Raw genomic sequence first — 13,049 nt, forward strand, 5'->3', positions numbered from 1 at the left:
CTAAGCTATTGCCACCGGGCTGGGAGGCCCGGCGGCTCCATGACTGACTAACTTGGGTCTTTTCGCGGCGCAGCCGCTTTTTTGGGAGGAAAGCATGAAAAGAATTGCAAGACTTGCGCTAGCACTCGGCACGGCGATGCTGATGACTTCGGTCGGCCATGCCGAACAGAAGACCTTCAAGATTTGGTGGTTCGAGGAGCCGACCACGGCTCAGGGCATTGTCTGGACGAAAGCGCTCGAGGAGTTCAAGGCGAAACATCCGGACATCACCGTCAGCTTCGAGCAGAAGACCTTTCAGCAGTTGCAGGCCTCAGGCGGCATGATCCTCAATTCCGATCAAGCCCCCGACGTGCTCGAGTACAACAAGGGCAATGCGACCGCTGGCTTGGTTGCAAGCCAGGGATTGCTGACCAATCTGGATGACTATGTGAAGAAGGAAGGCTGGGACAAGATCCTTAACGAAGGCGATCTTGTCCTTAGCCGTTATGACGAAAAGGGCATCTATGGCTCTGGCCCTGTTTGGGGCGTTTCGGTCTTCGGCGAATATGTTTCGTGCTTCTACAATATTGACATGTTCGAAAAGGCAGGCCTCAAGCCGCCGACGACGCTCGAAGAGTGGGTCGCTGACATGGAAGCCTTCAAGCAGAAGGGTCTCACGCCTCTCGCGCTCGGCGCCATCGACACCAGTGGTCAGCACTTGCTAGCCTCTCTAGCCTATACCAAGGCCGATGACGCCTGGGTCCAGAATTATCAGGGTTTGAAGGCTCCCCTCGACGGCGCGCCCTACCTCTATGCGGCGCAGACATTGCTCGACTGGGTCAAAAAGGGCTACATCAACAAGGACTCCACGGGCATGAAGGACCCGGACGCGGCTCTGCTCTTCACCTCCGGCAAGGCGCCGATGTACGTCTCGGGCACCTGGAATCTCGGCACCTTCGCCTCGACCATCAAGGACTTCAAGTGGGGTCAGTTCGTCATTCCGACGCCGAAATATTCGGTCGGCTCGACAGGCAATCTCTGGGTCGTTCCCAAGGGTAGCAAGAATCCCGATCTCGCCGCCGAGTGGATCAGCCTGACCTTGTCGCCGAAATACCAAGCCGAACTCGGCAATGCCGGCGGCGTGCCGATCGCCGCTGATCTTTCCGTCATCACCAACCCCATCGGTAAGAACGCCGCAGCGGTTTTCAAGCAGATCTCCGACAAAAGCGGCCTCGGTTTCTATCCTGACTGGCCGGTTCCCGGCTACTACGACGTGCTCAACCAGAAAGACACCGGTCTTTTCCAGGGCAGTCTTACTGCGGAGCAGTTCGTCGAACAGATCAAGCAGGTCTACGACGACACGCAGGAAAATCAGTAGCGCGATCTTGAACGCTGGGCTGCGCCCAAGGCGCAGCCCAGCATGGGAGGCTGAAGGAAGAATGATATGGCCATATCCAGCCAGCGATCGAGCGACGGTTCACGAAGCTATAGCCTCTATCTCATTCCAGGGACGATCGGCTTCATTCTAATCGTGCTCATACCGCAGCTTGCTAATCTCGGGCTGAGCTTCACGGCATGGAAAGGCGTCGGCACGCCACGACCGGTCGGCCTGCAGAACTATCATCGCCTGCTGACGGATGATCAGTTCTGGGGATCGATGTATCACACGCTGCTGTTCATCGTTTCGATGACCGTGATACCGGTGTGCATCGGCCTGGTGTTGGCCGCTCTGCTGTTCGACTATGTCAGGGACCAATTCGGGGAATGGGTATCGAGCTTTTTCAGGGCCGGCTTCTACTTACCGCAGATTCTGCCCGTAACGGTCGCGGGCGTCCTCTGGGGCTGGATTCTGAATCCCGTCGGTGTCATCAACATCACGCTAAAGGCCATCGGCCTTGATAATCTCGCACAGAACTGGATCGGCGATGCAACATTCGCGCTTGCTGCCGTCTCGCTCGTCATTGTCTGGATACAGGTCGGCTACTGTCTGGTGGTTTTCATGGCCGGTCTTTCGCGTATCGACCCTTCTCTCTACGAGGCTGCGGAGCTCGATGGGGCAAACTGGTGGAGCCGGTTTGTGACGATCACCATTCCACTTCTGGCGCCGGAGATTTTCGTCGTTGTGCTGACCACGCTGATCGCAGCGCTTAAAGTCTTTGCGCCAATCTTTGTCATCACCGCCGGCGGCCCCGACAATGCCACCCTCGTGCCATCCTATCTGACTTACTACCACTTCTTCACAACACAGCGCGTCGGCTATGCCGCAGCCATCGCGGTCGTGCAAACGACTCTGACGATTGCGTTGGCTGTCATTTTCCTACGCTTCCAGAGCCAGCAGGAGTCGAAGGAGTAGATCATGGCTTACTCAGTTCTCAGCGATGTTACGACCAAGACAAAGGCGACGGCGGCAGCCGATCGCGCGCGACGCGATCCCATGCGGTGGGTGGTGCTGGCCATCCTTATTCTACTCCTCGCCTTTACGCTCTTTCCCTTTTTCCTTGCTCTGCTCAACGCCGTCAAGGCCAGTGCCGAATACGCGGTTGGCGGACCGCTATCGATTCCCCGGTCGATCGATCTCACGGCGATCGAGAAATTCTGGACGGTGTCTGATTTCAGCCGCAAGCTGCTCAACAGCGTGGTGATCAGTTTCGCTGTGTCAGTGTTGGGGGTGCTGATAAGCCTGTTCAACGCATATGCGATTGGGGTCGGCAAGGTGCCGGGTTCGCGCGTGATTTTGGTGGTCTTTCTTCTGGGCATTATGGTGCCGCAGGAGTCGATCATTTACCCACTATACTACATGGCGAAAGCGAGCGGTCTCTACGATACGCAGCTTTCCGTGATCATCATTTTCGCGGTCCTGCAAAGCGCTTTCGGGACTTACCTGCTATCGACCGTGCTGAGTACCTTTCCCAAGGAAATCCTCGAAGCGGCCGAGATGGATGGTTCGACCCACTGGAAAACGCTCTGGTTCGTAGTCGTCCCAGTACTGCGGCCGACACTCATGGTCCTGGGAACCTTCTTTTTCATCTGGACTTGGAACGAATTCTTGATCCCGCTCGTCATGCTGGTGTCCAATAACAACCAGACGGTCTCGGTCGCCATGGGCCTCACCCGCGGTCAGAATATGTCGGACCCGGTGCTGCAGGCCTCGGCGGCTTTCCTGGGTATAATACCGACCGTGATCTTCTTCTTGATTTTCCAGCGCACGCTAACGCGCGGCATCGCCGCCGGAGCAGTCAAATGACGACATTTTTCACCCTTGGCCATCTCATCGGTCCCGGTTGGGGACCAGCAAGGTTTTCGGCATGAGCCAGGACATCCAGATCGAACTCTTGGGCATCGAGAAGCACTACGGCGCCTTTCACGCGCTTAAGAATGTCAACCTTTCAATTCCCAAGGGCACGTTCGTCGCGCTAGTCGGCCCGTCCGGATGCGGCAAGTCCACATTGCTCCGCTCGCTTGCCGGGCTGGAAAAAATTACCGGCGGCACACTGAAGATTGCCGGCGAGGTGATGAACGACGTGCCGCCGCGGTCGCGCAATATCGCCATGGTTTTTCAGAGTTACGCCCTGTATCCGCATATGACGGTGGAACAGAACCTGACCTATTCGCTGAAAATGCACGGCGTCCCCAAGGCTGAGGCAAAGCAGAAAGCCGAGGAAGTCGCTGTCATCACCGGTCTTTCCCGGCTGCTCGACCGTTATCCGCGCCAGCTTTCGGGAGGCCAACGGCAGCGTGTAGCCATGGGCCGCGCCATTATCCGCAACCCCCAGGCCTTCCTGTTCGACGAGCCGCTTTCCAACCTTGATGCAGCGCTCCGTGTCTCGATGCGCAAGGAAATCCGCGCCCTGCACGACCGGCTGGGCGCCACCTCGGTGTATGTCACCCATGACCAGATCGAAGCGATGACGATGGCCGACCATGTGGTGGTGATGCGCGATGGCGTCATCGAACAGCAGGGCGCGCCGCTCGACCTCTACGACCGGCCGGCAAACCGGTTCGTTGCCGGTTTCATTGGCTCGCCGGCCATGAATTTCATTCCCGCGATTGCCGCGGAAGACGGCAAGAGCCTGATCCTGGACTTCGGCGCGATGAAGCAGACGCTTGCGATCACCCGTGCCATCGAGCCCGGACGTAAGCTCATCGCCGGCATCCGTCCGGAACATATCGGCGTCGTCGAGCCCGGGCATGGCAGTTTCGACGTGCCGATCGCCTTCGTCGAATCGACCGGCTCCTCGACCTTCATCGTCGCGGCCACCCAGCCGGAGCTGACGATCGTCGAGACGCGACGCGACAGGGTCAAGGCAGGAGACATGATCGGGCTGTCGGTCGATCCGGGTCAGATCCATCTCTTCGACGCGTCGACGGACCGCTTGGTATAGGCTCAGTGGAGCAACCGATCGGGCAGAGCGGCCGTCGTCTGATCGTAGGAGACGTTGCCCGCCTCCTTGATCTGCCGCGGGAAGCATGCCGCCGGGTCTCAAAGAACTGCAAACTGACGGTGCGTGCCGCGATCAGATCAGATCAGGCGCGGGCCATGAGTGTGTCGTGTATGTTACAATTTCATGACGCTTCTGGAATAAAAGCGAAGAAAGCCACGATCCGTTCAATGTCATGGAACTTTGAAAAAGTGGTCATCGCGCTGCAATAATCGCGGTTCAAACAGCCCCGCACAAGTGGGGGCTCCATGCGAAAGAAAAACGTTCTACTCATCGTCGTTGACCAATGGCGAGCCGATTTCGTTCCGCACGTTCTGCGTGCCGACGGGAAAATCGATTTCCTGAAGACGCCCAATCTCGACCGGCTCTGTCGCGAGGGCGTGACCTTCAGGAACCACGTGACGACCTGCGTTCCCTGCGGCCCGGCCCGTGCGAGCCTGCTCACCGGCCTCTATCTGATGAACCATCGTGCCGTGCAGAACACGGTGCCGCTCGACCAACGCCATCTCAACCTCGGCAAGGCGTTGCGCGGCGTCGGCTACGATCCGGCGCTGATCGGCTATACGACGACGGTGCCGGATCCGCGCACCACTTCGCCGAACGATCCGCGCTTCAGGGTGCTTGGCGACCTGATGGATGGCTTCCATCCGGTCGGCGCCTTCGAGCCCAATATGGAGGGTTATTTCGGCTGGGTGGCACAGAACGGCTTCGATCTGCCGGAGCATCGCCCTGATATCTGGCTGCCAGAGGGCGAGGATGCCGTTGCCGGCGCCACCGACCGTCCATCACGCATCCCGAAAGAATTTTCGGACTCGACCTTCTTCACCGAGCGGGCGCTGACCTATCTCAAGGGCCGTGACGGCAAGCCCTTCTTCCTGCATCTCGGTTATTACCGGCCGCATCCGCCCTTCGTCGCCTCTGCTCCCTATCATGCCATGTACCGGCCGGAAGACATGCCGGCGCCGATCCGCGCGGCTAACCCGGATATCGAAGCTGCACAACATCCGCTGATGAAATTCTATGTCGACAGCATCCGCCGCGGCTCCTTCTTCCAGGGCGCCGAAGGGTCGGGCGCAACGCTCGACGAAGCGGAACTGCGCCAGATGCGGGCGACCTATTGCGGCCTGATCACCGAGGTCGACGATTGCCTTGGCCGGGTCTTTAACTATCTCGACGAGACCGGACAGTGGGACGATACGCTGATCATCTTCACCAGCGACCACGGCGAGCAACTCGGCGATCATCACCTGCTCGGCAAGATCGGCTACAACGATCCGAGCTTCCGCATTCCGCTCGTCATCAAGGACGCCGGAGAAAGCACACGCGCAGGGGCGATCGAAAGCGGCTTCACCGAGAGCATCGACGTCATGCCGACCATACTCGACTGGCTCGGCGGAAAGATACCGCACGCCTGTGACGGCCTGTCGCTGCTGCCCTTCCTGAGCGAGGGCCGGCCGCAGGATTGGCGCACCGAATTGCACTACGAATACGACTTCCGCGACGTCTACTATTCCGAGCCGCAGAGTTTCCTCGGCCTCGGCATGAATGATTGCAGCCTCTGCGTCATCCAGGACGAGCGATACAAATACGTTCATTTCGCAGCGCTGCCGCCACTGTTCTTCGATCTGCGGCACGATCCGAACGAATTCACCAATCTCGCCGACGATCCGGCCTATGCCGCGCTCGTGCGGGACTATGCGCAGAAGGCGCTCTCCTGGCGCCTGAAACATGCCGACAGAACCCTGACCCATTATCGCTCCGGCCCCGAGGGCCTGAGCGAACGCAGCCATTGATCCGAACCATCAGAGAACCCAAGGAGATATTCCCATGGTCACCTTCACCCGTCGCGGTGCTCTCGGCCTTGCCACCGGCGTCGCCAGCTCGCTGATCCTGCCGCGTTTTTCCATCGCCCAGGCCGACAACCGTCCTTCCATCACCATCGCCGTCCAGAAGATCTCGAACTCGAACACGCTGGATACGCTGCGCGAACAGTCGAATGTCGGCCAGCGCATCTTCAATTCGTCGCTCTGGGAAAGCCTGATCGGCCTCGACTGGCTCGGCAACCTCTCGGCCGTTCCGTCACTCGCCACCGAATGGCGCCGTATCGACGACAAGACCGTCGAGCTGAAACTGCGCCAAGGCGTCAAATTCCACAATGGCGACGAGATGACGGCCGAAGACGTCGCGTTCTCCTTCAGCAAGGAACGCATGTTCGGCGATACGCAGCCGAGCACCGGCAAGACGATCTTCGTCACCGAAAAGAACCCGCTCGGCCGCGAAAGCAAGGAACTGCCGGTCGAAATTCCGGCCGTCGCCCGCCGTATCTGGCCGGCCCTGCTCGGCGTCGAAATCGTCGACAAATACACCGTCCGCTTCGTCAACGGTTCGCCTGACGTGACGATGGAAGGCCGCATCTCCGTTGCCGCCAGCGCCATCGCCAACCGCCGCGCCTGGGACGAAGCCAAAAGCTATCTCGACTGGGCCCGCGCACCGATCACCACCGGTCCCTACCGCGTCGCCGAATTCAAGCCGGATACCTACCTGATCTACGAAGCGCATGACGAGTATTGGGGCGGCCGTCCTCCGGTGAAGCAAATCCGCTTCGTCGAAGTTCCGGAAGTCGCCTCGCGCGTCAATGGCCTGCTGTCCGGCGAATATCACCTCGCCAGCGACATCCCGCCGGACCAGATTGAAGGCATTGAAAAGAACGCTGCCTTCGAAGTCCAGGGCGGCATCATCACCAACCACCGCCTGACTGTATTCGACAAGACCCATGCCCAGCTCGGCAATCCGCTGGTGCGCCGCGCCTTCACGCATGCCATCGACCGCCAGGCGATCGTCGACTCGCTCTGGGCAGGCCGCACCCGCGTTCCGGCCGGCCTGCAGTGGGATTTCTATGGCGACATGCTGGTCAAGGATTGGACCGTGCCGGAATACAATCCTGATCTCGCCCGCCAGCTCCTCAAGGAAGCCAATTACAAGGGCGATCCGATCCCGTATCGCCTGCTGAACAACTACTATACCAACCAGACGCCGACGGCGCAGATCCTCGTCGAAATGTGGGCGCAGGTCGGCCTCAACGTGCAGATCGAGATGAAGGAAAACTGGCAGCAGATCCTCGAAAAGACGCCGACGCGCGCCGTTCGCGACTGGTCGAACTCCGCAAGCTTCCCCGATCCGGTTTCCTCGATCGTCGCCCAGCACGGTCCGAACGGCCAGCAGCAACAGGTCGGCGAGTGGACCAACGCCGAAATGAACACGCTGTCGACCTTCCTCGAGACCAGCACCGATCGCGCCAAGCGTCATGACGCTTTCGCCCGCATGCTGCAGATCTGCGAGCGCGAAGACCCCGCCTATACCGTTCTCCACCAGAACGCCGTCTTCACCGCCAAGTCGAAGTCGATCAATTGGAAGGCCGCATCGGCCTTCGCCATGGACTTCCGCCAGGGCAACTGGTCCTGATCAAGAGCTGACGACATCAGCGAGCCGGGGGAAACTCCGGCTCGCTGCCATTTGGTGCACCGGCTATCCGGAAACCAGGCAAGCCCGACGGGCACGAGCATGATGCGGAAAAGTGTGAGCGGTTTTCGGACGACATCATGCTCTCATTCGGATCTGGCGGCTGGCGGGAATGCAAGAAGGAGAGGCGAAATGCCATTGGTCGAAATTTCCAATTTGAAGGTCGCTTTCAGCGGTGTCGAAGTCCTGCACGGCGTCGATCTGGCGATCGAGAAGGGAGAGGCGGTGGGTCTCGTCGGCGAATCCGGCTGCGGCAAGTCGGTCACCTGGCTGGCGGCACTCGGGCTCCTGCCTGGAAAGGCTTCCGTCTCAGGCAGCGTGCGTCTCGGCAGCGATCAGCTGATCGGCGCGTCGCGCACGAAGCTCGAAAGCATTCGCGGCGGCCGCATCGCGATGATCTTCCAGGATCCGTCGAGCTCGCTCAACCCGGTCATCCGTGCCGGCCGGCAGATCGCCGAGGCCGTCGAGTTGCATCGGAGCCTGACCGGCAGGGCCGCCCGCAACGAGGCCGTCCGCCTGATGGAAATGGTCGGCATTCCCGACGCCGTGCGCCGTTTCGACAATTTTCCGCATGAATTTTCCGGTGGCCAGAACCAGCGGCTGATGATCGCCATGGCGCTCGCCGGCAATCCTGATCTGCTGATCGCCGATGAGCCGACGACGGCGCTGGACGCGACGATCCAGGCGCAGATCCTCGATCTGCTGATTTCGATCCGCGAGGAAACCGGCATGGCGATCGTCTTCATCAGTCATGATCTCGGTGCGGTGTCGCAGATCTGCGAGCGCGTCTGCGTCATGTATGCCGGCAACATCGTCGAGAAATGCCCGACGGAATCACTGTTCCGGTCGCCGCGCCATCCCTATACGCGCGGGCTATTCGATGCCATTCCGCGTATCGATGCCGGCCGCGACCAGCTGGTACCAATCCCAGGCACCGTGCCGCAACCCGGCCGCATGCCCGGCGGCTGTGCCTTCGCGCCGCGTTGCGGCCATGCCTCGGAACTCTGTCATAACAAGGTGCCGCCGCTCGTCGCACTTGACGACGACCGCGCAACCGCCTGCTTCCATCCGCTCAGTGACGGCGCCACCGCATCGAAGCCGAACCTCATGAAGGTCCAGCAGGGAGTGGCATGGGCATGAGCGAACATCAGCTGATCGAAGCGACCGACCTCGTCAAGACCTATACGATGCGCCGCGGCGCCTTCGGAAAGCCGAGCCATGTCCGGGCGGTCGACGGCGTTTCGCTGTCGGTCGCACCGAAGACGACGCTCGGCATCGTCGGTGAATCCGGCTCAGGAAAATCGACAGTGGGCCGGCTACTGCTCGGGCTCGAAACTCCGACCGAAGGCAGCGTCCGCTTCGACGGCGAGGCGATGCCGGCACTCAGAACGCCGCGCTGGCGTAGCCTGAGGGCGCGCATGCAGCTCGTCTTCCAGGATCCGCTGGCAGCCCTTGACCGGCGTATCTCGATCGGCGCTCAGATCGGCGAACCGCTTGCCATCCATGCCGTCGGAAGCCAGGAGGGGCGGCGCGAACGTGTCGACGAACTGCTCGTCGCCGTCGGTCTTCGCCGCGATCAGGCGGAGCGTTATCCGCACGAGCTTTCGGGCGGCCAGCGCCAGCGCGTCGTCATAGCGCGCGCCATCGCCACCAATCCGGAGCTTCTGGTCTGCGACGAACCGGTCTCGGCTCTCGACGTCTCCATCCAGGCGCAGGTGATCAACCTGTTGCGCGACCTGCAGGAAAAGCGCGGCATCGCCATGGCCTTCATCAGCCATGACCTGAAGGTCGTACGCAACATCGCCGATCGAGTCGCGGTGATGTATCTCGGCCGGATCGTCGAGGAAGCAGCTTCGGAGGATATTTTCCGCAGCCCGTTGCATCCCTATACGCAGGCACTGGTCTCCAGCGTTCCGGTTCCCGGCACGGCGCTGCGCGACCGTATCATCCTGCAGGGAGAACCGCCGAACCCCGCTGCCCGGCCTGCCGGCTGCGCCTTTCATCCCCGCTGCGGCCATGCGGTCGAGCGCTGTCGCATCGAGACGCCTGAACTCGTCACCGTCGAGGCGGGCCGGAGAGCTGCCTGCCACCTCGTTGCGCCCGCACCCGCATCAACGCTCATGGAGAGCTGAGCCATGATCCGTTTCTTCCTGATAAGAGCGTTCCGCGCACTGATGACCATCGTGCTGGTGGTCACCTTCGCCTTCGTCGTCCTGCGTCTTTCCGGCGACCCGGCCTTGACGATCATGGGTCCGGAAGCGCCGCCGGAGGCAATCCGCGCCTTCCGCACCGCCTGGGGTCTCGATCAGCCGATCTGGGTGCAGTATCTGCGTTATTTCGGGGCGATCGCCCGCGGGGATCTCGGTATCTCGATGCGCGACGGCCAATCGGCGATCCAGCTCGTGCTCGACCGCATTCCGGCAACGCTGGAGCTGACGATCCCGGCCCTCATCCTTAAGCTGGTGATCGGCATTCCGGCCGGCGTCTACGCCGCCCTCCACCGCGACAGCTCGACCGACCGCGCCGTCATGGCGAGCGCGGTGGTCGGCTTCACCATGCCGAGCTTCGTGCTCGGCCTCGTGCTGGTGCTGATCTTCTCCGTCACGCTCGGCCTGCTGCCATCGGGCGGCCAGGACAGCTGGATGCATGCCATTTTGCCGATCATCACCATGAGCATCGGCGGTGCCGGCATTCTTGCCCGCTTTGCCCGAAGCGCGATGATCGAGGTGCTTGGCCAGCCCTATATCCGCACCGCCAGCGCCAAGGGCACTGCCTGGCGAAACGTCGTCTGGCGCCATGCGCTGCCGAATGCGGCGATCCCGATCGTGACGATCGCCGGCTTCATGGTCGGCACGCTGATCGCCGGCGCCGTCGTGGTGGAATCGCTGTTCTCCTGGCCAGGCGTCGGCCGGCTTCTCGTCGTCGCCGTCTCAAACCGCGATCTCGCCGTCGTCCAGTGCATCCTGTTGCTGGTGGCAGCGACCATGGTGTTTTCGAATTTCGTCGTCGATATCCTTTACGGCTATCTCGACCCGCGTCTGCGCAGCAACCAGGCAAGGCATTAAGGAGCGGAACCATGACAAATATCTCTGCTCAACCGGCGACCGTCATCCACGAAGTGCGCGCAACGAAGAAGCGCGGTGTGCCCGTTTTCGTAATGATCGGTTTTGCCTGGATCGCCGTCGTGATCCTGATCGCGCTGGCGGCCGACTGGATCCGGCCCTACAATATCACCGCCTTCGACCTGAAGAACCGGCTGTCACTGCCAGGCAATGCCGCGCATTGGCTCGGAACCGACGAACTCGGCCGCGATGTTCTCTCCCGCCTCATCGTGTCGATCCGCATCTCGCTGCTGATCGCTTTCGGGGCAACGCTGATCTCGGCCTTCGTCGGCACGACGCTTGGCTTTCTCGCCGCTTATTTCCGTGGCGTCGTCGAGCAGCTCGTCGTCATGCTTGCCGATTTCCAGGCGGCCATGCCCTTCCTGATCATGGCACTTGCCGTGCTCGCCTTCTTCGGCAGTTCGCTGCCGCTGCTCATCTGCCTGATGGGTTTTTACGGCTGGGAACGCTATGCGCGCATTGCGCGCGGCCTTGCCATCGCCGCCAGCGGCCAGGGTTATGCCGCCGCCGTCACGCAGCTCGGCGCCAAGCCGGCCCATGTCTATCTCAAGCATATCCTGCCGAACATCGCCTCGACGCTGATCGTCTCGATGACGCTGACTTTCCCAGAGATCATCCTGATGGAAAGCAGCCTTTCCTTCCTCGGCCTCGGCGTGCAGCCGCCGATGAGCAGCCTCGGTAACATGGTCGGCTACGGACGCGAATATCTGACCCGCGCGCCCTGGATCATGCTGGCGCCGTCCTTCGTCATCATGCTGACGACGCTGTCGATCAGCATCACCGGAGACTGGCTGCGCGACAAGCTCGACCCGACGATCGGCTGACATCCTGCCGGTCGAGCTTCGATCGTCTCGCAAAAAAACAGATCCTGCACATTCATCGCTGTTGACAACGGCGAGCAATCGATATTGTCTTGTAAAGCGCTTTACTAAACCGCTTTACAATAGGTCCATCAATGGCCAGAGGAACGACGCCAAGTCTGAAGGATGTTGCCGCCGCTGCCAGCGTCTCGGTCACCACCGTGTCGCGTTTCGTCAACGGAAGTCTCGATCTTCCCTTTCAGACCAAGAAGCGCATCGAGGATGCGATCAAGACGCTGAACTACCGGCCGAACCCGCATGCGCGCCGGTTGAGCAGGGGCCGCTCGGACACGATCGGCCTCGTCGTGCCCGATATCGCCAATCCCTTCTTCGCAACGCTCGTCGCCGCCGTCGAGCAGGCGGCCGATGAAAAGAAGCTCGCCGTCTCATTGCACGCCACCCTCAACCGGCCGGGACGCGAGATCGAATATCTGCAGCTCATCGAGCGCAATCACGTCGACGGCCTGATTTTCGTCACCAACCATCCCGACGACGGCGCGCTTGCCGCGCTGATCAACGGCAGCGGCAAGGTCATCATCGTCGACGAGGACATTCCCAATTCGAAGGCGCCGAAGCTGTTCTGCGACAATGAGCAGGGCGGTTATCTCGCCGGCCAGCATCTGGCCGAACAAGGCCATCGCCATGTCCTGTTCATCGGCGGCGACGAGCGCATGATCAGTGCCCGCAGGCGTTATGACGGCCTGCTGAAGGCGCTCAGGGAACAGCATGGCGACGAGGCCCGGGCCGATCGTTATGCCGGCGAATATACGATAGAATACGGCCGTGCGGCTGCGCTCGACTATCTCTCCGGAAACCGAAAGGCGACGGCGATCTTCGCCAGCTCCGACGAGATCGCCATCGGGCTGGTCGAGGTCTTCAGAAGCCAAGGCGTCTCGATCCCTGCTGACATCTCGGTCATCGGCTTCGACGATGTCGGTCCGCTTCATCTCTTTGCGCCGCCGCTGACGGCCATCCGTCAGCCGGTGCGCCAGATCGGCCGGCGGTCGCTGGAGCTGCTACTGGAAACCAATTGGCACGAGTGGAAACCATCCGCCTCGGAAGAACTCCTGCCTGTCGAAATCGTGGTGCGGAACTCCGTTGCGCCGCCTGCGAAATAATAATCAGCAACG

Annotated in this window: 11 protein-coding genes; all 11 read left to right on the forward strand. The window is 60.9% G+C overall.

Annotated elements, in window-relative coordinates:
• Positions 1-94 precede the first annotated feature (94 nt).
• The 11 genes from FFM53_RS33960 (at position 95) to FFM53_RS34010 (ending at position 13,037) form a co-directional block, all read left to right on the forward strand.
• Positions 95-1,357 carry an ABC transporter substrate-binding protein gene (locus FFM53_RS33960; protein ID WP_026238778.1) on the forward strand — a complete coding sequence of 421 codons (1,263 nt, stop codon included), beginning with the start codon at positions 95-97 and terminating at the stop codon, positions 1,355-1,357.
• Positions 1,358-1,423: 66 nt separating this feature from the next.
• Positions 1,424-2,332, forward strand: coding sequence for a carbohydrate ABC transporter permease (locus FFM53_RS33965; RefSeq protein ID WP_018484161.1), 909 nt, complete (start codon positions 1,424-1,426; stop codon positions 2,330-2,332).
• 3 nt (positions 2,333-2,335) lie between these two features.
• The gene (locus tag FFM53_RS33970; RefSeq protein ID WP_018496164.1) at positions 2,336-3,223 is read left to right on the forward strand and encodes a carbohydrate ABC transporter permease; all 888 of its coding nucleotides are present in this window, start codon (positions 2,336-2,338) and stop codon (positions 3,221-3,223) included.
• Positions 3,224-3,284: 61 nt separating this feature from the next.
• Positions 3,285-4,361, forward strand: coding sequence for an ABC transporter ATP-binding protein (locus tag FFM53_RS33975; protein WP_138389940.1), 1,077 nt, complete (start codon positions 3,285-3,287; stop codon positions 4,359-4,361).
• A 305-nt stretch (positions 4,362-4,666) separates the two neighbouring features.
• Entirely contained in the window at positions 4,667-6,211 is a 1,545-nt protein-coding gene (gene pehA, locus FFM53_RS33980) for a phosphoric/sulfuric ester hydrolase PehA (protein ID WP_138389939.1), read from the forward strand.
• 34 nt (positions 6,212-6,245) lie between these two features.
• Positions 6,246-7,880, forward strand: coding sequence for an ABC transporter substrate-binding protein (locus tag FFM53_RS33985; RefSeq protein ID WP_138389938.1), 1,635 nt, complete (start codon positions 6,246-6,248; stop codon positions 7,878-7,880).
• Positions 7,881-8,069: 189 nt separating this feature from the next.
• Entirely contained in the window at positions 8,070-9,077 is a 1,008-nt protein-coding gene (locus FFM53_RS33990; protein ID WP_138389937.1) for an ABC transporter ATP-binding protein, read from the forward strand.
• Positions 9,068-10,069: an ABC transporter ATP-binding protein gene (locus FFM53_RS33995; protein ID WP_138389936.1), complete on the forward strand. Its 1,002-nt coding sequence runs from the start codon at positions 9,068-9,070 to the stop codon at positions 10,067-10,069. Before FFM53_RS33990 ends, FFM53_RS33995 begins: the two co-directional genes overlap by 10 nt.
• Positions 10,070-10,072: 3 nt before the next feature.
• Positions 10,073-11,002, forward strand: coding sequence for an ABC transporter permease (locus FFM53_RS34000; protein WP_138334063.1), 930 nt, complete (start codon positions 10,073-10,075; stop codon positions 11,000-11,002).
• Between the two features lie 11 nt (positions 11,003-11,013).
• Entirely contained in the window at positions 11,014-11,883 is an 870-nt protein-coding gene (locus FFM53_RS34005; protein WP_138389935.1) for an ABC transporter permease, read from the forward strand.
• A gap of 131 nt (positions 11,884-12,014) precedes the next feature.
• Positions 12,015-13,037: a LacI family DNA-binding transcriptional regulator gene (locus FFM53_RS34010; RefSeq protein WP_138334066.1), complete on the forward strand. Its 1,023-nt coding sequence runs from the start codon at positions 12,015-12,017 to the stop codon at positions 13,035-13,037.
• The last annotated feature ends 12 nt before the right edge of the window (positions 13,038-13,049 follow it).

The sequence above is a fragment of the Rhizobium indicum genome (assembly GCF_005862305.2).
GTDB classification, from domain to species: Bacteria; Pseudomonadota; Alphaproteobacteria; order Rhizobiales; family Rhizobiaceae; genus Rhizobium; species Rhizobium indicum.